Origin of the sequence: Bradyrhizobium liaoningense (assembly GCF_018130785.1) — a bacterium.
Lineage (GTDB): Bacteria > Pseudomonadota > Alphaproteobacteria > Rhizobiales > Xanthobacteraceae > Bradyrhizobium > Bradyrhizobium liaoningense_A.
Map to the genome: position 1 here is coordinate 68,672 of NZ_JAFCJT010000013.1, position 25,291 is coordinate 93,962.

Here is a 25,291-nt window from a genome sequence, read left to right on the forward strand (position 1 = left end):
GGTCCCGGCTCTGCGCAGCGGCGTCGCACGCTGCAGCGCGTCCGGGACATGGAACGCATAGCGCCCCGCACCAATTCACGGCTTGCAATTTCCGTCAGTCTCTGGCGGTAAAGGGCGATGCTCTCCACTCCCAGTTCCTCATTCCGCGAGGCATACCAGGCCGAGATCGCGTCCGGCGCGATCGAGCCCGATGCGGCGCAGGCCGAGGTCGCCGAGGCCTATGCGGTGCTCGACCAGCGGCTCGCAAGCTACAACCCCCAGCGCAAGCAGGGCCTGCTCAGCCGTCTGTTCAGCAGCGACAAGGACGAAGCGCCGCGCGGGCTCTACATCCATGGCGAGGTCGGCCGCGGCAAGACCATGCTGATGGACCTGTTCTTCCAGCACTCGACCGTCGAGCACAAGCGCCGCGCGCATTTCCACGAATTCATGGCCGATGTGCACGAGCGCATCTACGACTATCGCCAGGGCATCTCGCGCGGCGAGATCGCCGATGGCGACGTCATCGCGCTGACTGCGAATGCGATCTTCGAGGAAAGCTGGCTGCTCTGCTTCGACGAATTCCACGTTACCGACATCGCCGACGCGATGATCCTCGGCCGGCTGTTCGCAAAGCTGTTCGAGCTTGGCACCGTGGTGGTCGCGACCTCCAACGTCGCGCCCGACGATCTCTACAAGGGCGGCTTGAACCGCTCGCTGTTCCTGCCCTTCATCAAGCAGATCACCGACCACATGGACGTCGCGCGCCTCGATGCGCGCACCGATTTCCGCCTGGAGAAGCTTCAGGGTGTGCCGATGTGGCTGACGCCGGCCGATGGCGATGCGGACGCAGCCCTCGACCGCGCCTGGTCGAAGATGACCGGCAACGCCAAATGCAAGTCGCGCGACATCTCGTTCAAGGGCCGCATCCTGCACGTGCCGTGCTCGGCCCATGGCGTGGCGCGCTTCACCTTCGCCGATCTCTGCGAGAAGCCGCTCGGTGCATCCGACTACCTGAGGCTCGCGCACGACTACCACACCATCCTGGTCGACCATATTCCAGTGATGGACTTCTCCCAGCGCAACGCCGCCAAGCGCTTCATCACGCTGATCGACACGCTCTATGACAATGCCGTGAAGCTGATGGCCTCGGCCGATGCCAATCCGATCTCGCTCTACCTCGCCCACGAGGGCAACGAGGCCAACGAGTTCAAGCGCACAGCCTCGCGCCTGATCGAAATGAGCTCGGAATCCTATCTGGCGCTGCCTCACGGCCGCAAGGATTCCACCGCCAGCGGCTCCACCAAGGGCCTGGTGGAGACTTAAGTCCTATTTCACCATCTTCTCCGCCGTCGTTCCGGGGCGTCGCGAAGCGACGAGCCCGGAATCCATCGCGCACCAACTGTGCCGCCCTATGGATTCCGGGCCTGCGTCTGTCGGCGCATCCCGGAATGACAGACGGGGTATGCTGGTTGCTCTCTCAGCAAGCCCGACAATTGGGCATCCACCGACTTGAACGGGGGAAGCGAAAGGGATAACCACCCGTCTCAGTTTTCCCCTCCTTACGTGTCTAAAGGACAGGTTCACATGGCGCGCGACAAGATTGCTTTGATTGGCTCCGGTCAGATCGGCGGAACGTTGGCTCATCTCATCGGCCTGAAAGAGCTGGGCGACGTGGTGATGTTCGACATCGCCGAGGGCGTGCCGCAGGGTAAGGCGCTCGACATCGCGCAGTCCTCGCCGGTCGACGGTTTTGACGCGCACTACACTGGCGCCAATTCGTACGAAGCCCTCGACAACGCCAAGGTCTGCATCGTCACCGCCGGCGTGCCGCGCAAGCCCGGCATGAGCCGCGACGACCTCCTCTCCATCAACCTCAAGGTCATGGAGCAGGTCGGCGCCGGCATCAAGAAATACGCCCCCGACGCCTTCGTCATCTGCATCACCAATCCGCTCGACGCGATGGTCTGGGCGCTGCAGAAGGCCTCGGGCCTGCCGCACAAGAAGGTCGTCGGCATGGCCGGCGTGCTGGATTCGGCGCGCTTCCGCTATTTCCTGGCCGACGAGTTCAACGTCTCCGTTGAAGACGTCACCGCCTTCGTGCTCGGCGGTCATGGCGATACCATGGTGCCGCTGGTGAAGTACTCCACCGTCGCCGGCATCCCGCTGCCCGACCTCGTCAAGATGGGCTGGACCTCGCAGGCGCGCCTCGACGAGATCGTCGACCGCACCCGCAACGGCGGCGCCGAGATCGTCAATTTGCTCAAGACCGGCTCGGCGTTCTACGCACCTGCCGCTTCCGCGATCGCGATGGCCGAGAGCTATCTGCGTGACAAGAAGCGCGTGCTGCCCTCGGCTGCGTACCTGAACGGCGAATACGGCGTGAAGGACATGTATGTCGGCGTGCCCGTCGTGATCGGCTCCAAGGGTGTCGAGCGCGTCGTCGAGATCGAGCTCGCCGGCAAGGACCGCGAGGCCTTCGACAAGTCGGTCGGCGCCGTACAGGGCCTGGTCGACGCCTGCAAGAAGATCGCGCCCGATCTTCTCGGCCGCTAAGGGCAAAAAATCCCCGCCGAAGATCGAAAACCGGTCTTCGGCGGTTTCATTTCCGGCCCCGGCTGCAACTCTTGTTGAAGGCTCGGCGGGTTCCGGGTTCCGGCAGTCCAGAGATCCGATGTCAAAGAATCCGGGTTGCAGTTCCTGTGGTATATGGTATGCCAGCCACAAGACTGAGGTGGGCCCCAGAGGTCACCGCCCGCGGGTTCAGGGAGCGACCATATGAATATCCATGAGTACCAGGCCAAAGCGCTGCTGAACGAGTTCGGCGTGGCGATCTCCAAGGGCGTACCCGTCCTGAAGCCCGCGGACGCGGAAGCCGCCGCCAAGGCCCTCCCGGGCCCGGTCTGGGTGGTGAAGAGCCAGATCCACGCTGGCGGCCGCGGCAAGGGCAAGTTCAAGGAAGCCTCCGCCGGCGACAAGGGCGGCGTCCGCATCGCCAAGTCGGCCGCTGAGGTCGCCGAATTCGCCAAGCAGATGCTCGGCGCCACGCTGGTCACCGTGCAGACCGGCCCCGCCGGCAAGCAGGTCAACCGCCTCTACATCGAGGATGGCTCGGACATCGACAAGGAATTCTATCTCTCGATCCTGGTCGACCGCGAGACCTCGCGCGTCTCGTTCGTCGTCTCGACCGAGGGCGGCGTCAACATCGAGGACGTCGCGCACAACACGCCCGAGAAGATCGTGACCTTCTCGGTCGATCCCGCGACCGGCATCATGGGCCATCACGGCCGCACCGTCGCCAACGCGCTCAAGCTCTCCGGCGATCTCGCCAAGCAGGCCGAGAAGCTCACCGCGCAGCTCTATGCGGCGTTCGTCGCCAAGGACATGTCGATGCTGGAGATCAACCCGCTGGTCGTGACCAAGCAGGGCCAGCTCCGCGTGCTCGACGCCAAGGTGTCGTTCGACGACAACGCGCTGTTCCGTCATCCCGAGGTGCTCGCGCTGCGCGACGAGACCGAGGAAGACGCCAAGGAAATCGAGGCGTCGAAATACGACCTCAACTACGTCACCCTCGACGGCAATATCGGCTGCATGGTCAACGGCGCCGGCCTCGCGATGGCGACGATGGACATCATCAAGCTCTACGGCATGGCGCCGGCGAACTTCCTCGACGTCGGCGGCAGCGCCAGCAAGGAGAAGGTCGCGGCCGCGTTCAAGATCATCACCGCGGATCCCAACGTGAAGGGCATCCTGGTCAACATCTTTGGTGGGATCATGAAGTGCGACGTGATCGCCGAGGGCGTCACCGCCGCCGTGCGCGAGGTCGGTCTCAGCGTGCCGCTGGTGGTCCGCCTCGAAGGCACCAATGTCGAGCTCGGCAAGAAGATCATCCGCGAATCCGGCCTGAACGTGGTGCCGGCCGACAATCTCGACGACGCCGCGCAGAAGATCGTGAAGGCTGTCAAGGGAGGCTGAGGCCATGACCCAGGACCATCTCGCCGCATCATCTCCGCTTGCAGAGCACGCGCGCCTCGCCGCGTTCGCCGGCGAATGGAATGGCGAAGAGGTGGTCTTCCCGTCGCGTTGGGTCGCCGGCGGGCCGGCGACCTCGCACGTCGTCGCGCGCATGGATCTCAACGGCTTCTACCTGATCCAGGACTGTGTCCAGACGCGCGACGGCAAGCAGGCTTTTGCCACCCACGGCCTCTTCACCTTCGACCGCGACGACCGGACCTACAAATTGTTCTGGTACGATTCGCTCGGCTACACGCCGCCCTCGCCTGCCTCCGGCGGCTGGGTCGGCAAGACCCTGACGCTGGTGCGCGGCTCGCTCCGCGGCAATGCGCGCCACGTCTACGAAATCATCGACGACAATTCCTATTCGTTGAAGATCCAGTTCTCGCCGGATGCGGAAGGCTGGGCCGACGTGCTCACCGGCATCTACCGCCGCATCCACTGACCTCTCACTCGTTAGTTCGCGAAAGCAGACCTCATGTCCATCCTGATCGACAAGAACACCAAGGTCATCTGCCAGGGCTTTACCGGCAAGAACGGCACCTTCCACTCGGAGGCCGCGCTCGCCTACGGCACCAAGATGGTCGGCGGCACCTCGCCGGGCAAAGGCGGCGCCACGCATCTGGGGCTGCCGGTGTTCGACACCGTGCGCGAGGCGCGTGAGAAGACCGGCGCCGATGCGTCGGTGATCTACGTGCCGCCCCCGGGCGCGGCGGATGCGATCTGCGAAGCCATCGACGCCGAGATCCCGCTGATCGTCTGCATCACCGAGGGCATTCCTGTCGTCGACATGGTGCGCGTGAAGCGCTCGCTGGCCGGTTCCAAGTCGCGTCTGATCGGGCCGAACTGCCCGGGTGTCATGACTGCCGGCGAGTGCAAGATCGGCATCATGCCGGCCAACATCTTCAAGACCGGCAGCGTCGGCATCGTCTCCCGCTCCGGCACACTGACCTATGAAGCCGTGTTCCAGACCTCCCAAGAGGGCCTCGGCCAGACCACCGCGGTCGGCATCGGCGGCGACCCGGTCAAGGGAACCGAGTTCATCGACGTGCTGGAAATGCTTCTGGCCGACCCCAAGACCGAATCGATCATCATGATCGGCGAGATCGGCGGTTCCGCCGAGGAAGACGCCGCCCAGTTCCTCAAGGACGAGGCCAAGCGCGGTCGCAAGAAGCCGATGGTCGGTTTCATCGCCGGCGTGACCGCACCTCCCGGCCGTCGCATGGGCCATGCCGGTGCGATCATCTCGGGTGGCAAGGGCGACGCCGGCTCCAAGACCGATGCGATGAAATCGGCTGGAATTACAGTGTCGCCGTCTCCCGCCCGCCTCGGGCACACGCTTGCCGAAAAATTGAAGGGTTAATTCAGTCCTTCGTGCTTTTCCGGGCGAAGTTTCGCAGCAAATAGGATAAATGGTGCCTGTCGCGCCGGGCCTCTGCCGGGGAGCCCGACGCCAGCGCCGTTTGTTATGCGCGAACCGAAATCGCCAGGAACTCAAGTATGTCTCGCCAGGACGCGAACGCAGCCTTTGCCCTCTCCTCCTTTTTGCAGGGCACCAACGCCACCTACATCGACGAAATCTACGCCCGCTACGAGAAGGATCCGTCCTCGGTCGACGCCGAGTGGCAGGAATTCTTCAAGAGCCTCAACGACCAGCCCGCCGATATCAGCAAGAACGCCGAGGGCCCGTCCTGGGAACGCGACAACTGGCCGCTGACCCCGAAGGACGACCTCACATCGGCCCTCGACGGCAACTGGGCTGAGGTCGAGAAGGCGGTCGGCACCAAGATCGCCGCCAAGGCGCAGGCCAAGGGCGCCGATTTCTCTTCTGCCGACCTGCTCCAGGCCACGCGCGACTCGGTCCGCGCCCTGATGCTGATCCGCTCCTACCGCATGCGTGGCCATTTCCACGCCAAGCTCGATCCGCTCGGCATCGAAGCCCCGCGCAACCGCGAAGAGCTCGACCCGCGCACCTACGGCTTCAGCGAAGCCGATTTCGACCGAAAGATCTTCCTCGATCACGTCCTCGGCCTTGAATACGGCACCCTGCGCGAGATCACCGCGATCTGCGAGCGCACCTACTGCCAGACGCTCGGCGTCGAGTTCATGCACATCAGCAACGCTGCGCAGAAGGCGTGGATCCAGGAGCGCATCGAGGGACCGGACAAGGAGATCTCGTTCACCCGCGAAGGCCGTCGCGCGATCCTGATGAAGCTGGTCGAAGCCGAAGGTTTCGAGAAGTTCTGCGATACCAAGTTCACCGGGACCAAGCGCTTCGGTCTCGACGGCGGCGAATCGCTGATCCCCGCGCTGGAGCAGATCATCAAGCGCGGCGGCAATCTCGGCGTGAAGGAGGTCGTGCTCGGCATGCCGCATCGCGGCCGCCTCAACGTGCTGACGCAGGTGATGGGCAAGGCCCATCGCGCGCTGTTTCATGAGTTCAAGGGCGGCTCGGCCAACCCCGACGCGGTCGAAGGCTCCGGCGACGTCAAGTATCACCTCGGCGCTTCCTCGGACCGCGAGTTCGACGGCAACCGCATCCATCTGTCGCTGACCGCCAACCCCTCGCATCTCGAGATCGTCGATCCCGTGGTGCTCGGCAAGGTCCGCGCCAAGCAGGACCAGCACGGTGATCCGCCGGACATGCGCATCTCCGTGCTGCCGCTCCTGATGCACGGCGACGCCGCCTTCGCCGGCCAGGGCGTGGTCGCGGAATGCTTCAGCCTGTCGGACCTGAAGGGCTACCGCACCGGCGGCTCGCTGCACTTCATCGTCAACAACCAGATCGGCTTCACCACCTATCCGCGCTACTCGCGCTCCTCGCCCTATCCGTCGGACGTGGCGAAGATGATCGACGCGCCGATCTTCCACGTGAACGGCGACGATCCGGAAGCCGTCGTGTTCGCGGCCAAGGTCGCCACCGAGTTCCGGCAGAAATTCCACAAGCCCGTCGTCATCGACATGTTCTGCTACCGCAGGCATGGCCATAACGAAGGCGACGAGCCGGCTTTCACCCAGCCGGTGATGTACAAGAGGATCGCGGCGCATCCGTCGACGCTCGAGCTGTACGCCCGCCGCCTGATCAGCGAAGGCGTGATGACCGAGGGCGAGGTCGACAAGGCCAAGGCCGACTGGCGCGCGCGGCTCGACGCCGAGTTCGAGGCCGGCACCTCCTACAAGCCCAACAAGGCCGACTGGCTCGATGGCAAGTGGTCCGGCTTCAAGATCGCCGACCAGGAAGAGGATGCGCGCCGCGGCGTCACCGGCGTCGACACCGCCGAGCTGAAGGAAATCGGCCGCAAGATCACCAGGGTGCCGGATGGCTTCCGCGTCCACCGCACCATCCAGCGCTTCCTCGACAATCGCGCCAAGGCCATCGACACCGGCGTTGGTATCGATTGGGCGACCGGCGAGGCATTGGCGTTCTGCACGCTGCTCAACGAGAACCACCATGTCCGCCTGTCGGGCCAGGATTCCGAGCGCGGCACCTTCTCGCAGCGCCACTCGGTCCTGATCGACCAGGAAGACGAGAGCCGCTACACGCCGTTCAACCATCTCGGCCACGAGCAGGGCCATTACGAGGTCATCAACTCGCTGCTGTCGGAAGAGGCCGTGCTCGGCTTCGAATACGGCTATTCGCTCGCCGAGCCGAACACGCTGACCCTGTGGGAAGCCCAGTTCGGCGACTTCGCCAACGGTGCGCAGGTCGTGTTCGACCAGTTCATCTCCTCGGGCGAGCGCAAATGGTTGCGCATGTCCGGCCTGGTCTGCCTGTTGCCGCACGGCTATGAGGGCCAGGGGCCGGAGCACTCCTCCGCGCGTCTGGAGCGTTATCTGCAGATGTGCGCCGAAGACAACATGCAGGTGGTCTACCCGACCACGCCGGCGAATTACTTCCACGTGCTGCGCCGCCAGCTTCATCGCGAGATCCGCAAGCCGCTGATCCTGATGACGCCGAAGTCGCTGCTGCGTCACAAGCGGGCGGTGTCGCGTCTCGAGGAACTCGCCAAGGGCACGACCTTCCACCGCATCCTCTACGATGACGCCCAGATGCTGCCGAGCGAGGCGGTCAAGCTCGTGCCCGACGAGAAGATCCGCCGCATCGTGCTCTGCTCCGGCAAGGTCTATTACGACCTCTACGAGGAGCGCGAGAAGCGCGGCATCGACGACATCTACCTGATGCGCGTCGAGCAGCTTTATCCGGTGCCGCTGAAGGCGCTGGTGGCCGAGCTGTCGCGCTTCAAGAAGGCTGAAGTGGTGTGGTGCCAGGAAGAGCCCCGCAACATGGGTGCCTGGCACTTCATCGAGCCCTATCTGGAATGGGTGCTGAACCAGGTGCACGGTGTGAGCCGGCGTCCGCGTTATGTCGGCCGCGCCGCTTCCGCCGCGACCGCCACTGGTCTGATGTCCAAGCATCAGGCTCAGTTGAAGGCGTTCCTGGACGAAGCACTGAGCTGAGAAGTTTTTACACCTCGTCATGCCCCGCCTCGTGCGCAATCGCGCACTGGAGCGGGGCATCGAGTACTCCGCGGCGTTCGTTCTGATTGCGAAGGTCACGGCGTACTGGATTGCCCGCCCCCCGTGCGCAACTGCGCAACAGGCGGGCAATGACGTATGAAATTCATGACCGCACCGGCGATCCCCTTAAGGAAAAGACCATGACTGAAATTCGTGTGCCGACGCTCGGCGAATCCGTCACCGAGGCCACCATCGGCCGCTGGTTCAAGAAGGCCGGCGATCCCGTCGCCGTCGATGAGCCCTTGGTGGAGCTCGAGACCGACAAGGTCACCATCGAGGTCCCGGCGCCCTCCGCCGGCACGCTGAGCGAGATCATCGCCGCCGATGGCGCGACCGTTGCGGTCGGCGCGTTGCTTGGCCAGATCACCGACGGTGCCGGCGCTGCCAAGCCCGCCGCCGCGCCTGCCAAGCCCGCTGCTGCTCCGGCCGCGGCTGCTGCCGCGCCGGCTCCGGCTGCGGCCAAGGCGCCGCCGGCCGACGCCCCGCTCGCCCCGTCCGTGCGCAAGCTCTCGGCCGAGACCGGCATCGACGCCTCGACCGTTCCGGGCTCCGGCAAGGACGGCCGCGTTACCAAGGGCGACATGCTGGCTGCGATCGAGCGTGCGGCCTCGGCGCCGACCCCGGTCAACCAGCCCGCCGCCGCCGTGCAGGTGCGCGCGCCGTCGCCGGCTGATGACGCCGCCCGCGAAGAGCGCGTCAAGATGACCCGCCTGCGCCAGACCATCGCGCGCCGCCTCAAGGACGTACAGAACACCGCGGCCATGCTGACGACCTTCAACGAGGTCGACATGACCAACGTCATGGCGCTGCGCGCCCACTACAAGGATGCGTTCGAGAAGAAGCACGGCTCGAAGCTCGGCTTCATGGGCTTCTTCACCAAGGCCGTCGTGCAGGCGCTGAAGGACATCCCGGCCGTCAACGCCGAGATCGACGGCACCGACCTGATCTACAAGAATTATTACCACATCGGCGTCGCCGTCGGCACCGACAAGGGTCTTGTCGTGCCCGTAGTGCGCGACTGCGACGACAAGTCGATCGCCGACATCGAGAAGGGCATCGCCGATTTCGGTCGTCGCGCCCGTGATGGCCAGCTCAAGATCGACGAGATGCAGGGCGGCACCTTCACCATCACCAATGGCGGCATCTACGGCTCGCTGATGTCGACCCCGATCCTGAACGCGCCGCAGTCGGGCATCCTCGGCATGCACAAGATCCAGGAGCGGCCGATGGTCGTCGGCGGCAAGATCGAGGTCCGTCCGATGATGTACCTGGCGCTGTCCTACGATCACCGCGTCATCGACGGCAAGGAAGCCGTCACCTTCCTGGTCCGCGTCAAGGAGAGCCTGGAAGATCCGGCTCGCCTGGTGCTCGATCTCTGATCCCTGATGCTCTGCGAGCGCCGTCGCCCTATCGTGCGACGGCGCGTGTCGAACCATGGAGGCGCGCGTGACGGATAAAGTCGTTGTCATCACCGGCGGCAGCCGCGGCATCGGTCGCGCGACTGCCCTTGCCGCGGCCGCGCGCGGCTTTCGGGTCGTGGTCGGCTATGCCAGCAACAAGACGGCCGCCGACGAGGTGGTCGCCCAGATCGCGGCCAGCAACGGCAAGGCCATCGCGGTGAAATGCGATGTCGCCGAGGAAAGCGATATCCTCGAATTGTTCAAGGCCGCGGACAAGTTCGGCACGCTTGGCGCGCTCGTCAACAATGGCGGCATCGTCGGCAAGAGCGGCGTGCGCGTCGACGAGATGTCGGCCGAGCGCATCCAGCGCGTGATGGCGGTCAACGTCACCGGCTCCATCCTCTGCGCGCGCGAAGCCGTGAAGCGGATGTCGACCAAGCATGGCGGCAAAGGCGGCGTCATCGTCAATCTGTCATCGGTTGCTGCCAAGCTCGGCTCGCCGAACACTTACGTCGACTATGCGGCGTCCAAGGGCGCGATCGATTCCTTTACCATCGGCCTCGGCTATGAGGTCGCAGCCGAAGGCATCCGCGTCGCGGGCATCCGCCCCGGCCTGATCGACACCGAGATCCACGCCGCCGGCGGCGAGCCCGACCGCGCCCATCGCCTGGCCCATATGGTGCCGATGAAGCGCGTCGGCACCGCCGACGAAATCGCCAACGCCATCGTCTGGCTGCTGTCGGACGAGGCCTCCTACGTCACAGCAGCCACTCTCGATGTGTCCGGCGGACGCTGACGCGCCGCGCGGACGCTGACGCATCCTCATCACGCTAAACTTACGGGACTTTCTCTCATGGCTACCTACGATCTCGTCGTCATCGGCACCGGACCTGGCGGTTATGTCTGCGCGGTGCGCGCAAGCCAGCTCGGCATGAAGGTCGCGGTGGTCGAAAAGAACGCAACCCTCGGCGGCACCTGTCTCAATGTCGGCTGCATGCCGTCGAAGGCGCTGCTGCACGCGTCCGAAATGTTCGAGGAAGCCGGGCACTCCTTCGCCAAGATGGGTGTTTCCGTTTCCGCGCCGAAGCTCGAATTGCCGGCGATGATGAACTTCAAGCAGCAGGGCATCGACGGCAACGTCAAGGGCGTCGAGTTCCTGATGAAGAAGAACAAGGTCGACGTGCTCAAGGGCACCGGCAAGATTCTTGGCACCGGCAAGGTCGAGGTCTCCGCCGATGGCAAGTCGCAGGTCGTCGAGACCAGGAATATCGTGATCGCCACCGGCTCGGACATCGCGCGTCTCAAGGGCATCGAGATCGACGAGAAGCGCATCGTGTCGTCGACCGGCGCGCTGTCGCTCGACAAGGTGCCCGGCAAGCTGCTGATCGTCGGCGCCGGCGTGATCGGCCTTGAGCTCGGCTCGGTGTGGAAGCGCCTCGGTGCCGAAGTCGTCGTCGTCGAATTCCTGGACCGCATCCTGCCCGGCATGGATGGCGAGATCGCCAAGCAATTCCAGCGCATCCTGGAAAAGCAGGGCTTTGCGTTCAAGCTCGGCGCCAAGGTCACCGGCGTCGACACCACGGGCAAGTCGCTGAAGGCGACCATCGAGCCCGCGGCCGGCGGTGCTGCCGAGACGATCGAAGCCGACGTCGTTCTCGTCTGCATCGGCCGCGTGCCTTACACGGACGGGCTGGGCCTGAAGGAAGCCGGCGTTGCGCTCGACAATCGCGGCCGCGTGCAGATCGATCCGCATTTCGCGACCAGCGTGAAGGGCGTCTATGCCATCGGCGACGTCGTCGCAGGCCCCATGCTCGCGCACAAGGCCGAGGATGAAGGCGTTGCGGTTGCGGAGATCATCGCAGGGCAGGCCGGCCACGTGAACTACGACGTTATCCCAGGCGTCGTGTATACCACGCCGGAAGTGTCCTCCGTCGGCAAGACCGAGGAGGAGCTGAAGCAGGCGGGCGTGGCTTATACCGTCGGGAAGTTTCCCTTTACCGCCAACGGCCGTTCCAAGGTCAACCAGACCACCGATGGCTTTGTGAAGATTCTCGCAGATGCGAAGACTGATCGCGTGCTCGGCGTGCACATTATCGGCGTCGAGGCCGGCGAAATGATCCATGAAGCCTGCGTTCTCATGGAGTTTGGCGGCAGTGCGGAGGATCTCGCGCGCACCTGCCACGCGCATCCGACCCGTTCGGAAGCCGTCAAGGAAGCCGCGCTTGCAGTGGGCAAGCGGGCCATCCATATGTAGGCGACGCGCCCAGCGCCGAATCGGGCGGGAAACACATGCTGCGCCGCCTACTTCAACCGGTCTGGGTCCTGCTGGCGATCGTCTTCCTGATCGAAGCCTGGCTGTGGGACCATCTCGAACCGATCGTCGCGCGGGTTGTCGCAGCCATCCCGCTCGCACGCTTCAAGCAATGGCTGACCGAGCGCGTCGATGCGCTGCCGCCGGCCATGACGCTGATCGTGTTCGCGGTGCCGATCATCCCGCTGTTTCCGCTCAAGCTGATCGGCCTGTATCTGCTCACGCATGAATACTGGCTGAGCGGCGTATCCACGTTCCTGTTCGCAAAGATGCTCGGCGTCGGCGTCACCGCTTTCGTGTTCGACGTCACGCGCGACAAGCTGATGGAGATGCACTGGTTCGAGCGGCTCTACGATCTCGTCATGAAGCTGCGCGCCAAGGCGCACCTGCTGGTCGACCCGATCAAGCGCCGCATCCGCGAGCTGATTGCCGGCAACGGCGAAGGCTGGTCGTCACGCACGCTGCGCCTGATCCAGCGTTTCCGCAAGAGCGTGCACCAGGCGCGGTGAGCGTCGGCACAATCAGTCTCTCACCGTCACCCTGAGGTGGCCGCTTCTTCAGCGGCCCTCGAAGGGCGACGGCTCGGCTGCATCTCGGCCGTTCATCCTTCGAAGCTTCAAGCGCAGTGCTGATGCACGGCGCTTCTCGCACCTCAGGATGACAGAATTAGCAGCGTCGCGAAGTGTCTCAATTCCCTCAATGCAGATGCAGCAGATGCGGCCACCACAGGCCGAGCGCCGTCATGAAGAGGCCGGCGAGGGTCAGGACGCCACCGACATAGGCGAGCGCGATGATGCCGGTGATGATGGTGGCCGAGGCCAGCACGATGCCGATCTGGAAGGCGGCGGAGGCCAGCTCGAAGTGATGATATTTCGCGGTCGCCTCGTCGCGCTCGTGCTCGGCGTGCTTGGCCTTCTCGGCGAGCTGCTCGGTGCCTTCGCCGGTCTCCGGCTCGGAGCGGTAGCGCTGCGCGGTCTTGGTCCAGTCGTCGACCTGCTTCTGCACCACCGGCTTCAGGGCTTCGTCGGTGGTGGCGGCGAGCGTGAGCTTGCCCTGCTCGGACGCTGTCAGCACCACGGTGCGGCGGATGGTCTTGGCCTGGAAGAACGCCCAGAGATTGGCGGCCTCGACGTTCTTGCTGATCGATTCGGTCTGGGCGCCCTTGCCGAGCGTTTCCGAGATCGCCAGGAACAGCGCCAGAATGGCGATCAGAAGCGCGATTTTCTTGTTCGAGCCGGACGCGTGTTCGGCGTGCTCGGCATGCTCCATGCTTTCATGTGCGCTCATGATTCCCCTCCTGTTCGGTTCCGCACGATTGACCGAACCGTGCGGCCGGCGCAAGGGGCATGCTTGCTATGACAGCTTGATGTCAGGATTCAGCGCCGCGGATGCGCGCTCGCATAGACTTCGAGCAGCCGCTCGGAATCGATCCCGGTATAGATCTGCGTGGTCGAGAGCGAGGAGTGACCCAACAACTCCTGGATCGCGCGCAGATCGCCGCCACGTGACAATAGATGCGTGGCGAAGGAGTGCCGCAGCGCATGCGGCGTCGCGCTGTCAGGCAGGCCGAGCGCGCCGCGCAGCCGCTCCATCGCGAGCTGGATGATGCGCGGGCTCAAGGGACCGCCGCGCGCGCCGACGAAGATCGGGCCTTCGGCGGGCAGTGGATACGGGCACGCCGCGACGTACTCTTGCACGAGCTCGAGCACGTTCTGGAGCACCGGCACCATGCGGGTCTTGTTGCCTTTGCCGGTGACGATCAACACGTCGCCTTCGCCGGGACGCGGCACCTCGCGGCGCTTCAGGCCGAGCGCTTCGGAGATGCGCAGGCCCGAGCCATACAGCAGCGCCATCACGGCGGCATCGCGCACCAGAATCCAGGTTTCGCGATCCTCGCCGGCGCGCTCGTCGGCATCAGCAAGACGTTTTGCGGATACCATCGGCAAGGGTTTCGGCAAGGTCTTGGCCACCTTGGGCGCGCGGATCGCGGAGAGTGCGCCCACCTTGCCCTTGCCTTCGCGCTCGAGGAAGCGTCCGAAGGAACGCAGGCCCGCCAGCGCGCGCATCAGCGAGCGGCCGGCAATGTCGTCGGCGCGGCGCATCGCCATGAAGGCGCGGATGTCGGTGGCTTCCAGCGCGGCAAAGCGCGCCAGCGTCACGCGCTCGCCCCAATGGGCGCAGAGAAAATCCAGGCATTGCCGCAAGTCGCGGCCATAGGCCTCCAGCGTTTTCGGCGACAGCCGCCGCTCGGCGCCGAGATGCGACAGCCAGCGCGTCATCTCCTGCGCGATGTCAGGATCGGCGCTGGCGAGCTCGATTGGGGGGGCGGCCGCTTTGCTCATGCGCTCTGGACGTGGTGATTCCACTCAGTATATCGCATCACACTCGTTTATCGTTCGCTAAGGCCGCCTCAGAACGCTAGCCTTCAGGCCCCGGGTTCCGATTCTCCCTCCAAGATCATTGATGGATCATTCGTCGCGCAGCACGACCGTCCCCGCCAACGCGACCCGCATGGTCGACGTGCTGGTGCCGGTCGCACTCGACCAGACCTATTCCTACAAGGTGCCGCGCGGGATGGAGCTCAAGGCAGGCGATCTCGTCGGCGTGCCGCTTGGGCCCCGCGAGGTGCTCGCCGTGGTCTGGGCGGAAAACGCCAATCCCGACCCGCGCCTGCACAACCGCCTCAAGGAGGTCAGCGAAAAGCTCGACATCCCGCCTCTGAAGCCGGAACTGCGCTCGGTCGTGGATTGGGTCGCCAATTACACGCTGAGCCCGCGCGGCATGGTGCTGCGGATGTGCCTGCGCATGGGCGAGAACCTCGGCCCCGAGCGGGTGCGCGCCGGCGTGCGCCTGGTCGGCGATCCGCCGCGGCGGCTGACGCCGGCGCGGCAGCGCCTGATCGAGGTGCTGTCGGACCGGCTGCTGCACGGCAAGTCCGAAGCGGCGAAGGAAGCAGGGGTCTCGGCCGGCGTGATCGACGGCCTCGTCGACGAAGGCACGCTCACGGTCGAGCCGATGCCGCCGCCTCCGCCGCCGCCGGCCCCCGATCCGGATTTCGGCCGGCCGGATTTTTCGCCGCTCCAGCGCAGCGCTGCGGATACGATGCGCGCGCTTGCGGCCAACGGCACGTTCCATGTCGCGCTGCTCGACGGCGTCACCGGCTCAGGCAAGACCGAGGTTTACTTCGAAGCTGTGGCCGAGGCGATCCGTCGCGGAAAACAATCGCTGATCCTGATGCCGGAGATCGCGCTGACCGGCCAGTTCCTCGACCGCTTCGCGCAGCGCTTTGGCGTGCGGCCGCTGGAATGGCATTCCGAGCTGACGCCACGGACCCGCGCGCGCAATTGGGCCGCGATCTCCGAAGGCAGTGCGCCGGTCGTGGTCGGCGCGCGCTCGGCGCTGTTTCTGCCTTACACCAATCTCGGCCTGATCGTGGTCGATGAAGAGCATGACCAGGCCTACAAGCAGGACGAGGGCGTGCATTATCACGCCCGCGACATGGCGGTGGTGCGCGCGCATATCGCAAAGATCCCGATCGTGCTGGCCTCCGCCACGCCGTCGGTCGAATCCGAGGTCAATGCGCGCAAGAACCGCTATCAGCGCATCGCGCTGCCCTCGCGCTTCGGCGGCCAGCACATGCCGCATATCGAGGCCATCGACATGCGCCGCGAGCCGCCGGCGCGCGGCCGCTTCATCTCGCCGCGCCTGGCCTCCGAGATCAGAACCGCGATCGAGAAGCGCGAGCAGGCGCTGCTGTTCCTCAATCGCCGCGGCTATGCGCCGCTGACGCTGTGCCGTGCTTGCGGCCATCGCTTCGCCTGCACCATCTGCGATGCCTGGCTGGTCGATCACCGCTTCCGCCAGCGGCTGGTCTGCCATCACTGCGGTTTCTCGATGCCGCGCCCGCAGATCTGCCCGCATTGTGCGGCGGAAGAATCGCTGGTCGCGGTCGGGCCCGGCGTCGAGCGCTTGCAGGAGGAGGCGGCCGCGCTATTTCCCGAGGCGCGCACCATGGTGCTGTCGAGCGATCTCATCACCTCGATCGAGACGATGCGCTCCGAGCTTGCCGAGATCGCGGAGGGCCGCGTCGATATCATCATCGGCACCCAGCTTGTCGCCAAGGGCCACAACTTTCCGCGGCTCAATCTCGTCGGCGTGGTCGATGCGGATCTGGGCCTGTCCAACGGCGATCCGCGCGCGTCGGAACGCACCTGGCAGCTGCTCAACCAGGTGATCGGCCGCGCCGGGCGCGAGCAGGGCCGCGGCGTCGGCTATCTCCAGACCCACCAGCCCGATCATCCCGTGATGAAGGCGCTGATCGCCTGCGACCGCGAGGCCTTCTACGACAGCGAGATCGATCTGCGCGAGCGCACGCTCTATCCGCCGTTCGGACGGCTCGCGAGCCTGATCATTTCGGCAGGCGACCGTCCGAGCGCCGAAGGTTTGGGGCGCCGCCTCGTTGCGCTCGCGCCGCGCGACGAACGCGTGGTGGTGCTGGGGCCGGCGGAAGCCCCGCTTGCGGTGATCAAGGGCCGCTACCGCTTCCGTATCCTGGTGAAATCGGCGCGCGGTTTCGATCTGTCGGACTATTTGCGCAACTGGCTGGCCGTCTGCCCGAAGCCGAAGGGCAATCAAAAGCTCGAGGTGGACGTCGACCCGCAGAGCTTTTTGTAGGGCTGTCGCCGCCACATCCTCCCCCGTCATTCCGGGGCGCGACGAAGTCGCGAGCCCGGAATCCATTCACCCACCGGCTCTGTCGTTCGATGGATTCCGGGTTCGCGCTCGCGCGCCCCGGAATGACAAACAAAAAAACCCGCCGTCCCCCAAGACGGCGGGCTTGCTTCACCTGCGCTGATCCCGCCGCTCACACGCCCATGCGGACGTTGACGGGAACCGTGAGGTGGCGGTCGCGCCTTACGAGACGACCTCCGCGGTGACGCGGCCGACGCCGGCGCCGGTGAGGCCGATGGCGCGGGCAGCACCCGTCGAGAGGTCGAGGACACGGCCGCGAATGAACGGGCCACGGTCGTTGATGGTGACGATGACGCTCGAGCCGCCATGGGTGACGCGCAGCTTGGTGCCGAACGGCAGCGAACGATGCGCTGCGGTCATGGCGTTCTGGTTGAAGCGCTGGCCCGAGGCGGTGCGGCTGCCGGACTCGTTGCCGTAATAGGAGGCCATGCCGGAGAAGCTGCGGCCCGTGCCCGACGACGGCGTCATCGACGCATTGGCGTTGCGCCAATCGGAGGTCGTATTGGCGTCGTTCTGGGCGTGGTGGCGGTGATGATGGTGAGAGTACCGGTGGTGATGCCGGGATTTAGCGGAAGCTTCGGTGGCGGTTCCACCGACGAGGAGAGTGGCGGCAACGAAAGCCAGCGCCGTGCGCGGCCGGGTCACAGTGCCCAGCGTCTTCAAAGACAGCATTTAATGGTCCCTAAGCTAGTATTGCCACATTTGTGGCAAGTGAGCCCCCATCAAGTTGTGAGCGGGTCCGCGTTTCGATTCCTAATGAGGCGTGAATTGGGCAGTAAATCTGTTCTATGTCGTCATGAAATATCTTGTTACCGGTAGCCGATATTCAGCCGACGTTCCGTATGTTTCGACTTTAACGATTCGTTAACCTACGAATTACTTGCAAATACTGTAGATCAAAGTTGTTGTTCCAGATGTTTAGAATTCGGTAAGTATTCGGAGGTGGGGCTGACGAGGTCGGAGTCACGCCTCTGCGATCTGTGTTCATGGCGGCTATGCGCTGAGGGCAGGAACAAATGGGCGCTTGGCCGCGGCAATGCTCGCAGCAATTCCGCGGCGTGGCAGGTCGTTGACGCCACGCGATCGGCTGCGACGAACTGGCGACAGAAGGTCGTGCCTTTAATTTGGCGTCATGTTGCACGTGCGCGCCTGCTATGTTAGCAAAGCCGCGATTTTAACGGATCCGGCACCTCCCGTGTCGGCCGAAAATCGAAGTCCCGCTTGAATTCCAAGGGCTTGGATCGCTTGGCGCCGCGTTGTGGCGACGGTTTTTCCCTTGCGAGTTTGACAGCAAAAAGAGCGCGTCTGTGGCTGCAGAAGATACGTCCGTTTCCGGTGTGTCGGGCCGTTATGCAACGGCCTTGTTTGAACTGGCCCGCGACCAGAATGTGGTCGACGAGGTCAAGGCCGATCTCGACAAATTCGAGGGTTTGCTGAACGAAAGCGCCGATCTGAAGCGCCTCGTCCGCAGCCCGGTGTTCGCGGCCGATACCCAGTCCAAGGCCCTCTCGGCCGTGCTGGACAAGGCGGGCATCGCCGGCATCTCCGCCAATTTCCTCAAGGTCCTGACCGCCAACCGCCGCCTGTTCGCGGTGGCCGATGTCATTCGCGCCTATCGCGCCCTCGTCGCCAAGTTCAAGGGCGAGGCGACCGCCGACGTCACCGTGGCGGAGGCGCTCTCGGACAAGAATCTCGACGCCCTCAAGGTTGCCCTGAAGTCGGTGACCGGCAAGGACGTCGCGCTCAACGTGAAGGTGGATCCCTCGATTATCGGCGGCCTCGTGGTCAAGCTTGGCAGCCGCATGATCGATAGTTCGCTTCGCACCAAACTCAATTCGATCAAGCACGCGATGAAAGAGGCAGGCTGATGGACATCCGCGCCGCGGAAATTTCCGCGATCCTCAAGGACCAGATCAAGAATTTCGGCCAGGAAGCTGAAGTCTCCGAAGTCGGACAGGTGCTGTCCGTCGGCGACGGCATCGCCCGCGTCTACGGTCTGGACAACGTCCAGGCCGGCGAAATGGTCGAGTTCGAGAACGGCACCCGCGGCATGGCGCTGAACCTCGAAACCGACAACGTCGGTATCGTTATTTTCGGCGCCGACCGCGAGATCAAGGAAGGCCAGACCGTCAAGCGCACCCGCGCCATCGTGGACGCGCCGGTCGGCAAGGGCTTGCTCGGCCGCGTCGTCGACGCGCTCGGCAATCCGATCGACGGCAAGGGGCCGATCCAGGCCGACAAGCGTATGCGCGTCGACGTCAAGGCGCCGGGCATCATTCCGCGCAAGTCGGTGAACGAGCCGATGGCGACCGGCCTCAAGGCGATCGACGCCCTGATCCCGATCGGCCGCGGCCAGCGCGAGCTGATCATCGGCGACCGTCAGACCGGCAAGACCGCGATCGCGCTCGACACCATTCTGAACCAGAAGCCGCTCAACGCGCAGCCGGACGAGAACATCAAGCTGTATTGCGTCTACGTCGCGATCGGCCAGAAGCGTTCGACCGTCGCCCAGTTCGTGAAGGTGCTGGAAGAGCAGGGCGCTCTCGAGTACTCGATCATCATCGCCGCGACCGCCTCGGATCCGGCGCCGATGCAGTACATCGCGCCGTTCACCGGCTGCACCATGGGCGAGTACTTCCGCGACAACGGCATGCACGCGGTCATCATCTATGACGATCTGTCCAAGCAGGCCGTCGCCTACCGCCAGATGTCGCTCTTGCTGCGCCGCCCGCCGGGCCGCGAAGCCTATCCGGGCGACGTGTTCTATCTGCACTCCCGCCTGCTCGAGCGTGCGGCGAAGCTGAACAAGGACCAGGGCTCGGGTTCGCTGACGGCGCTGCCGGTCATCGAAACCCAGGCCAACGACGTGTCGGCCTACATTCCGACCAACGTCATCTCGATCACCGACGGTCAGATCTTCCTGGAAACCGACCTGTTCTTCCAAGGCATCCGTCCCGCCGTGAACGTCGGTCTGTCCGTGTCGCGCGTCGGTTCTTCGGCGCAGACCAAGGCCACCAAGAAGGTCGCCGGCAAGATCAAGGGCGAGCTCGCGCAGTACCGCGAAATGGCGGCGTTCGCGCAGTTCGGCTCCGACCTCGATGCCTCGACCCAGCGCCTGCTCAACCGCGGTTCGCGTCTGACCGAGCTGCTGAAGCAGCCGCAGTTCGCGCCGCTGAAGATGGAAGAGCAGGTCTGCGTGATCTGGGCCGGCACCAACGGCTATCTCGATCCGCTCCCGCTCAACAAGGTGCGCGCGTTCGAGGACGGCCTGCTGTCGCTGCTGCGCGGCAAGAACGCCGAGATCCTCAACGCGATCCGCGACAGCCGCGATCTCTCCGACGACACCGCCGCCAAGCTGAAGTCGGTGGTCGAAGGCTTCGCCAAGGGCTTCGCGTAAGTGCCGTCATGGCCGGGCTTTTCCCGGCCATCCACGTCTGACGGCGTGTGAGGCACCACGTGGATGCCCGGGACGAGCCCGGGCATGACGACTGGATAGGTTTGCGATCAGGCCAAAGGGTCGGATCGTCGGGGACGAAGAATGGCGTCACTTAAAGACATGCGCGTCCGCATCGCCTCCACCAAGGCGACGCAGAAGATCACCAAGGCGATGCAGATGGTCGCGGCGTCGAGGTTGCGCCGCGCCCAGCAAGCGGCCGAGGCGGCGCGGCCCTATGCCGACAAGATGAGCGCGGTGATCTCCAACATCGCCAGCGCCGCTGCCAGTTCGCCCGGCGCGCCGGCGCTGCTCACCGGCACCGGCAGGGACCAGGTTCACCTGCTGCTGGTCTGCACCGGCGAGCGCGGCCTGTCCGGCGCTTTCAACTCCTCGATCGTGCGCCTAGCGCGTGAGCGCGCACTGGCGCTGATGAACGAGGGCAAGGAAGTCAAATTCTTCTGTGTCGGCCGCAAGGGCTATGAGCAGCTCCGCCGCCAGTTCGACAAGCAGATCGTCGAGCACCTCGACCTGCGCAGCGTCCGTCAGCTCGGCTTCGTCAATGCCGAGGACATCGCCAAGAAGGTGCTGGCCCGTTTCGACAGCGGCGAGTTCGACGTCTGCACGTTGTTCTACGCGCAGTTCAAGTCGGTGATTGCCCAAATTCCGACCGCGCAGCAGATCATTCCGTTGACCGTGGAAGAAAAGGCGGCGGACGCGCCGTCGACGTCCTACGAATATGAGCCGGAGGAAGACGAGCTTCTCTCCCGCCTGTTGCCGCGCAATATCGCGGTGCAGATCTTCCGCGCGCTGCTGGAAAACAACGCTTCGTTCTATGGCGCTCAGATGAGCTCGATGGACAACGCCACCCGCAACGCCGGTGAAATGATTCGCAAGCAAACCCAGATCTACAACCGAACCCGTCAGGCCCAGATCACCAAGGAGCTGATCGAGATCATCTCCGGCGCCGAGGCGATCTGACGCACGAACCAAACGACGGTCGTTCAAAGTACAGAATTCCGAAGGAGAGCAATTCATGGCCACAGCAGCTAACCAGATCGGTCGCGTCACCCAGGTCATGGGCGCCGTCGTCGACGTGCAGTTCGAGGGCCACCTGCCGGCCATTCTCAATTCGCTGGAAACCAAGAACGGCAACATCCGCCTCGTGCTGGAAGTTGCGCAGCATCTCGGTGAGTCCACCGTGCGCACGATCGCGATGGACGTAACCGAAGGTCTGGTGCGTGGCCAGGAAGTGACCGACACCGGCCAGCCGATCGCGGTTCCGGTGGGAGACGGCACGCTCGGTCGCATCATGAACGTCATCGGCGAGCCGATCGACGAAGCCGGCCCGATCAAGGCCGAAGGCAAGCGCGCTATTCACCAGGAAGCGCCGACCTACACCGACCAGTCGACCGAAGCTGAAATTCTCGTCACCGGCATCAAGGTCGTCGATCTTCTTGCTCCGTATGCGAAGGGTGGCAAGATCGGCCTGTTCGGCGGCGCCGGCGTCGGCAAGACCGTGCTGATTCAGGAGCTGATCAACAACGTCGCGAAGGCGCACGGCGGTTACTCCGTGTTCGCCGGCGTCGGTGAGCGCACCCGCGAGGGCAACGACCTCTATCACGAGTTCATCGAGTCCAAGGTCAATGCCGATCCGCACAATCCGGATCCGAGCGTGAAGTCGAAGTGCGCGCTGGTGTTCGGCCAGATGAACGAGCCGCCGGGCGCGCGCGCCCGCGTCGGCCTGACCGGCCTCACCGTCGCCGAGCACTTCCGCGACCAGGGCCAGGACGTGCTGTTCTTCGTCGATAACATCTTCCGCTTCACCCAGGCCGGCTCGGAAGTGTCGGCGCTGCTCGGTCGTATTCCTTCGGCGGTGGGTTATCAGCCGACGCTCGCCACCGACATGGGCGCGCTGCAGGAGCGGATCACCACCACGCAGAAGGGCTCGATCACCTCGGTGCAGGCCATCTACGTCCCGGCCGACGACTTGACCGACCCGGCGCCCGCGACCTCGTTCGCGCACTTGGACGCCACCACCGTGCTGTCGCGCGCGATCTCGGAAAAGGGCATCTACCCCGCCGTGGACCCGCTCGACTCGACCTCGCGCATGCTCTCGCCGCTCGTCGTCGGTCAGGAGCACTACGACACCGCGCGTCAGGTCCAGCAGGTGCTGCAGCGCTACAAGTCGCTCCAGGACATCATCGCCATTCTCGGCATGGACGAGCTTTCGGAAGAGGACAAGCTGACGGTGGCCCGCGCCCGCAAGATCGAGCGCTTCCTGTCGCAGCCGTTCCACGTCGCCGAAATCTTCACCGGCTCGCCCGGCAAGTTCGTCGACCTCGCGGACACCATCAAGGGCTTCCGCGGCCTCTGCGAAGGCAAGTATGACCACCTGCCGGAAGCCGCCTTCTACATGGTCGGCACCATCGAAGAGGCAGTCGAGAAGGGCAAGAAGCTGGCGGCCGAGGCGGCCTAAGCTTTCTCATCTCGTCATCGCCGGACAAAAGCGCGAAGCGCGTCTTTTCGCAGAGTCCGGCGATCCATCGAAAGAAAACCTTGATGGATGGACCCGCGGGTCAAGCCCGCGGGTGACAAGCGGAAAACAACGGATAATTCCATGGCCACCTTCCACTTCGATCTCGTCTCTCCCGAAAAGCTCGCGTTCTCCGGCGAGGTCGATCAGGTCGACATTCCTGGCTGGGAGGGTGATTTCGGTGTGCTCGCCGGGCATGCGCCTGTCGTCGCCGCGGTGCGGCCGGGTATTCTCACCATCATTGCGGGCGGTCAGAAGCAGAAGGTCATCGTGCTCGGTGGACTGGCGGAAGTCTCCGACAATCGCCTGACGGTTCTTGCAGACGTCGCCACCTCGATCGAGGACATCGATCGGACCCAGTTTGCTGATACCGTCGCTGAGATGCAGGAAAAGCTGTCCGAGAAGGAAGGTCACGAACTCGACCTCGCGATCACGCGGCTCGACAACTACAAGAGCATCCAGCACGAGCTCAATACGACGGCTATGCACTAAGCCCCGGGGCACCGCTCCGGGGCTCGGCTGAGAAATTTCTGAATAAGTTCAGCGCTCGTCACGGAAGTGGCGGGCGCTGAAACTTTGTTGCACCGCGCCGCCGATAGCGGCATTCTGCGCCCGCGAATTTGTTCCTGGGCTGGTGCAGATGAAACGCAAGATCGCAGCGATTTTCGCGGCCGATATTGCCGGTTACTCAAGACTGGTCGCGGAGGACGAAGAGGAGACGCTGCGGCGTCTCGCCTCCTATCGCGAGGTCGTCGACGATTTCATCGCGAAGGCGAACGGACGCATCTTCAACACGGCGGGCGACGCCGTTCTCGCGGAATTTCCAAGCGCGGTCGACGCGGTGCGCTGCGCGATCGACATCCAGGAATCCCTGCGAACCCGCAACATGGCCTATCCGCCGAGCCGGCAGATGTCGTTCCGCATCGGCATCACCATCGGTGACGTGGTCGAGCGCGACGGCGATCTGCTCGGTGACGGCGTCAATATCGCCGCGCGGCTCGAAGGCCTCGCCGAGGTCGGCGGCATCTGCGTCTCCCGCGCCGTGCACGAGCAGGTCGCCAACAAGCTGTCGGTGCACTTCGCCGACCTCGGCGCGCAGGAGGTCAAGAACATCCCGACGCCGGTGCACGCCTACATGGTGGCGATGCGGCGCGAGGACGGCACCTACGCAACGCCGAAAGTGAAGAGGCCCGCCTCCAAGCTGGCCGCAGCACCGGTCTGGATGTGGCCGCTGGTGGTCGCCGTCGTCTCGGTCGTCGCCATCATTGTCAGCGGCTTCCTCTACAACACCAAGCTCAAGCAGACGGTCACCGCCGCAGCCGCGCCGGCCGCGACGCCGAGTGCAACGCCAACGGCAAATGCCGTGGCGCCGAGCCCGATGCCGACCCAGATGGCAAAAGCGCCGATGGCTCCGATGAGCGCTGCGAATGCCGGCGCTGCGATGGCACCGATGCCCGCGCCCTCACCAGCCGTCGCGCCACTATCGGGCAAGCTTGCCGTCGATAGCGTGCCCTTCATCAACGAGCGCATCCGCAACTATCTGGCTGGCGACTATTCCGCCTCCGGCGACTACAAGGCCTTCGCGCTCAATATCGCCGGCTTCACAGGCGCGGCGTTGAACCAGCCGACCGAGGAAGCCGCGCGCAACATGGCGCTTGAGCAGTGCCAGAAGCGCGCCGATGCCGCGCAATCGCCGCGGCACTGCGAGCTCTATGCGGTCGGCAACAACGTCGTCTACACGCACGGCAGGCCGCCGATGCCGCCGCAGCCCTGGGTGCGCCACGATGCGATGACCGAGCGGGCCTTCGCGTCGAAGGATTTTCCGATGGTGCGCGATCCGGCAAAAGTCCGGCTCGAGAACATGTTCGTGCCGGCGGCGAAATCCCGCGCGGTCGCCCTCGGCCCGGGCGGTCAATATTTCATGGTGCTGGGCGCGTCATCCGTCGACGACTCGGCGCGGCGTGCCCTGGAATCATGCGGCGCAATCGCCGGCGTGGCCTGTCTGGTCGTCGTGGTCGACGACAATTTCGTCGTGCCGATCCCGACCTTGCTCAGGATCACTGGCTTTTTCCATGCCGCGTCCAACGCCTCGATCGTCGCCGACGCGCGCGACGAGGTCGTGCGCAAGCTCGCCGACGGCATGGGCTGGAACGCCGTCGCGGTCGGCACCGCGGGACGACCGGGCCTCGGCCTGAAGGCCGCGGACGAGCAGACCGCCGTCAATTCCGCGCTCACCGACTGCGCCAAGCACGACAGCGATTGCCACGTCATCGCGATCGGCCCGTTCACGGTCGGACCGACGAACTAGCGCTTGCTGGAAATAGGCCCGACTAGCGCCCCGACGGAGGTGC

Annotated in this window: 20 protein-coding genes; 17 read left to right on the forward strand and 3 right to left on the reverse strand. The window is 64.6% G+C overall.

All coding sequences use genetic code 11. The features are described 5' to 3' along the window. The first annotated feature begins 117 nt into the window (after positions 1-117). From zapE to JQ627_RS24260, 10 genes are all read left to right on the forward strand, one after another. Entirely contained in the window at positions 118-1,302 is a 1,185-nt protein-coding gene (zapE, locus tag JQ627_RS24215) for a cell division protein ZapE (protein WP_212486613.1), read from the forward strand. 261 nt (positions 1,303-1,563) lie between these two features. After that, a complete protein-coding gene (gene mdh, locus JQ627_RS24220) occupies positions 1,564-2,532 on the forward strand; it encodes a malate dehydrogenase (RefSeq protein ID WP_008145224.1) in 969 nt (322 codons plus the stop codon). Positions 2,533-2,754: 222 nt separating this feature from the next. Beyond that, entirely contained in the window at positions 2,755-3,951 is a 1,197-nt protein-coding gene (gene sucC, locus JQ627_RS24225; protein WP_212486614.1) for an ADP-forming succinate--CoA ligase subunit beta, read from the forward strand. Positions 3,952-3,955: 4 nt separating this feature from the next. Beyond that, a complete protein-coding gene (locus JQ627_RS24230) occupies positions 3,956-4,435 on the forward strand; it encodes a DUF1579 family protein (RefSeq protein WP_212486615.1) in 480 nt (159 codons plus the stop codon). Between the two features lie 33 nt (positions 4,436-4,468). After that, entirely contained in the window at positions 4,469-5,353 is an 885-nt protein-coding gene (gene sucD, locus JQ627_RS24235) for a succinate--CoA ligase subunit alpha (RefSeq protein ID WP_014490620.1), read from the forward strand. A gap of 137 nt (positions 5,354-5,490) precedes the next feature. Beyond that, positions 5,491-8,448 carry a 2-oxoglutarate dehydrogenase E1 component gene (locus JQ627_RS24240; protein ID WP_212486616.1) on the forward strand — a complete coding sequence of 986 codons (2,958 nt, stop codon included), beginning with the start codon at positions 5,491-5,493 and terminating at the stop codon, positions 8,446-8,448. A gap of 200 nt (positions 8,449-8,648) precedes the next feature. Beyond that, positions 8,649-9,887: a 2-oxoglutarate dehydrogenase complex dihydrolipoyllysine-residue succinyltransferase gene (gene odhB / locus JQ627_RS24245; protein ID WP_212486617.1), complete on the forward strand. Its 1,239-nt coding sequence runs from the start codon at positions 8,649-8,651 to the stop codon at positions 9,885-9,887. A 55-nt stretch (positions 9,888-9,942) separates the two neighbouring features. Next, positions 9,943-10,704 (forward strand): SDR family oxidoreductase, encoded by a 762-nt coding sequence (locus JQ627_RS24250; RefSeq protein ID WP_212486618.1) that lies wholly within the window; start codon positions 9,943-9,945, stop codon positions 10,702-10,704. 57 nt (positions 10,705-10,761) lie between these two features. Further along, the gene (gene lpdA, locus JQ627_RS24255) at positions 10,762-12,162 is read left to right on the forward strand and encodes a dihydrolipoyl dehydrogenase (RefSeq protein WP_212486619.1); all 1,401 of its coding nucleotides are present in this window, start codon (positions 10,762-10,764) and stop codon (positions 12,160-12,162) included. Between the two features lie 35 nt (positions 12,163-12,197). After that, a complete protein-coding gene (locus JQ627_RS24260; protein WP_212486620.1) occupies positions 12,198-12,728 on the forward strand; it encodes a hypothetical protein in 531 nt (176 codons plus the stop codon). Positions 12,729-12,915: 187 nt separating this feature from the next. On the opposite strand, the gene JQ627_RS24265 is transcribed toward JQ627_RS24260, so the two are convergent. Both JQ627_RS24265 and JQ627_RS24270 read right to left on the reverse strand, forming a co-directional pair. Continuing rightward, positions 12,916-13,506, reverse strand: a complete 591-nt coding sequence (locus JQ627_RS24265) for a DUF4337 domain-containing protein (RefSeq protein ID WP_212486621.1) — start codon at positions 13,504-13,506, stop codon at positions 12,916-12,918. Between the two features lie 89 nt (positions 13,507-13,595). Then, entirely contained in the window at positions 13,596-14,561 is a 966-nt protein-coding gene (locus JQ627_RS24270) for a tyrosine recombinase XerC (protein ID WP_212486622.1), read from the reverse strand. Positions 14,562-14,682: 121 nt separating this feature from the next. On the opposite strand from JQ627_RS24270, the gene JQ627_RS24275 reads away from it, so the two are divergent. Continuing rightward, a complete protein-coding gene (locus JQ627_RS24275) occupies positions 14,683-16,893 on the forward strand; it encodes a primosomal protein N' (RefSeq protein ID WP_212486623.1) in 2,211 nt (736 codons plus the stop codon). A 240-nt stretch (positions 16,894-17,133) separates the two neighbouring features. Here the strand turns inward: JQ627_RS24275 and JQ627_RS24280 are convergent, their stop codons facing one another. Beyond that, positions 17,134-17,643 (reverse strand): septal ring lytic transglycosylase RlpA family protein, encoded by a 510-nt coding sequence (locus tag JQ627_RS24280; RefSeq protein ID WP_212486624.1) that lies wholly within the window; start codon positions 17,641-17,643, stop codon positions 17,134-17,136. 635 nt (positions 17,644-18,278) lie between these two features. Here JQ627_RS24280 and JQ627_RS24285 point away from each other — a divergent pair. The 6 genes from JQ627_RS24285 (at position 18,279) to JQ627_RS24310 (ending at position 25,248) form a co-directional block, all read left to right on the forward strand. After that, entirely contained in the window at positions 18,279-18,839 is a 561-nt protein-coding gene (locus JQ627_RS24285) for a F0F1 ATP synthase subunit delta (RefSeq protein ID WP_212486625.1), read from the forward strand. Further along, complete coding sequence (gene atpA / locus JQ627_RS24290) at positions 18,839-20,368, forward strand: F0F1 ATP synthase subunit alpha (RefSeq protein ID WP_212486626.1); 1,530 nt, start codon at positions 18,839-18,841, stop codon at positions 20,366-20,368. The genes JQ627_RS24285 and atpA overlap by 1 nt, the downstream gene beginning before the upstream one ends. A 141-nt stretch (positions 20,369-20,509) precedes the next feature. Further along, positions 20,510-21,385 carry a F0F1 ATP synthase subunit gamma gene (locus JQ627_RS24295; protein WP_212486627.1) on the forward strand — a complete coding sequence of 292 codons (876 nt, stop codon included), beginning with the start codon at positions 20,510-20,512 and terminating at the stop codon, positions 21,383-21,385. A gap of 55 nt (positions 21,386-21,440) precedes the next feature. Further along, positions 21,441-22,883, forward strand: a complete 1,443-nt coding sequence (atpD, locus tag JQ627_RS24300) for a F0F1 ATP synthase subunit beta (RefSeq protein ID WP_212486628.1) — start codon at positions 21,441-21,443, stop codon at positions 22,881-22,883. A gap of 141 nt (positions 22,884-23,024) precedes the next feature. Next, positions 23,025-23,432 (forward strand): F0F1 ATP synthase subunit epsilon, encoded by a 408-nt coding sequence (locus tag JQ627_RS24305; protein ID WP_212486629.1) that lies wholly within the window; start codon positions 23,025-23,027, stop codon positions 23,430-23,432. A gap of 148 nt (positions 23,433-23,580) precedes the next feature. Further along, positions 23,581-25,248, forward strand: a complete 1,668-nt coding sequence (locus tag JQ627_RS24310; RefSeq protein ID WP_212486630.1) for an adenylate/guanylate cyclase domain-containing protein — start codon at positions 23,581-23,583, stop codon at positions 25,246-25,248. Positions 25,249-25,291 lie beyond the last annotated feature (43 nt).

What these genes read in the sequence shown, in the direction of transcription:
- atpA (WP_212486626.1), top strand. Translation starts at nt 18,839, where the DNA reads ATGGACATCCGCGCCGCGGAAATTTCCGCGATCCTCAAGGACCAGATC.
- lpdA (WP_212486619.1), top strand. Translation starts at nt 10,762, where the DNA reads ATGGCTACCTACGATCTCGTCGTCATCGGCACCGGACCTGGCGGTTAT.
- sucC (WP_212486614.1), top strand. Translation starts at nt 2,755, where the DNA reads ATGAATATCCATGAGTACCAGGCCAAAGCGCTGCTGAACGAGTTCGGC.
- zapE (WP_212486613.1), top strand. Translation starts at nt 118, where the DNA reads ATGCTCTCCACTCCCAGTTCCTCATTCCGCGAGGCATACCAGGCCGAG.
- JQ627_RS24275 (WP_212486623.1), top strand. Translation starts at nt 14,683, where the DNA reads ATGGATCATTCGTCGCGCAGCACGACCGTCCCCGCCAACGCGACCCGC.
- JQ627_RS24310 (WP_212486630.1), top strand. Translation starts at nt 23,581, where the DNA reads ATGAAACGCAAGATCGCAGCGATTTTCGCGGCCGATATTGCCGGTTAC.
- mdh (WP_008145224.1), top strand. Translation starts at nt 1,564, where the DNA reads ATGGCGCGCGACAAGATTGCTTTGATTGGCTCCGGTCAGATCGGCGGA.
- JQ627_RS24230 (WP_212486615.1), top strand. Translation starts at nt 3,956, where the DNA reads ATGACCCAGGACCATCTCGCCGCATCATCTCCGCTTGCAGAGCACGCG.
- JQ627_RS24305 (WP_212486629.1), top strand. Translation starts at nt 23,025, where the DNA reads ATGGCCACCTTCCACTTCGATCTCGTCTCTCCCGAAAAGCTCGCGTTC.
- odhB (WP_212486617.1), top strand. Translation starts at nt 8,649, where the DNA reads ATGACTGAAATTCGTGTGCCGACGCTCGGCGAATCCGTCACCGAGGCC.
- atpD (WP_212486628.1), top strand. Translation starts at nt 21,441, where the DNA reads ATGGCCACAGCAGCTAACCAGATCGGTCGCGTCACCCAGGTCATGGGC.
- JQ627_RS24280 (WP_212486624.1), bottom strand. Translation starts at nt 17,643, where the DNA reads ATGCTGTCTTTGAAGACGCTGGGCACTGTGACCCGGCCGCGCACGGCG.
- JQ627_RS24240 (WP_212486616.1), top strand. Translation starts at nt 5,491, where the DNA reads ATGTCTCGCCAGGACGCGAACGCAGCCTTTGCCCTCTCCTCCTTTTTG.
- sucD (WP_014490620.1), top strand. Translation starts at nt 4,469, where the DNA reads ATGTCCATCCTGATCGACAAGAACACCAAGGTCATCTGCCAGGGCTTT.
- JQ627_RS24250 (WP_212486618.1), top strand. Translation starts at nt 9,943, where the DNA reads ATGGAGGCGCGCGTGACGGATAAAGTCGTTGTCATCACCGGCGGCAGC.
- JQ627_RS24265 (WP_212486621.1), bottom strand. Translation starts at nt 13,506, where the DNA reads ATGAGCGCACATGAAAGCATGGAGCATGCCGAGCACGCCGAACACGCG.
- JQ627_RS24260 (WP_212486620.1), top strand. Translation starts at nt 12,198, where the DNA reads ATGCTGCGCCGCCTACTTCAACCGGTCTGGGTCCTGCTGGCGATCGTC.
- JQ627_RS24295 (WP_212486627.1), top strand. Translation starts at nt 20,510, where the DNA reads ATGGCGTCACTTAAAGACATGCGCGTCCGCATCGCCTCCACCAAGGCG.
- JQ627_RS24270 (WP_212486622.1), bottom strand. Translation starts at nt 14,561, where the DNA reads ATGAGCAAAGCGGCCGCCCCCCCAATCGAGCTCGCCAGCGCCGATCCT.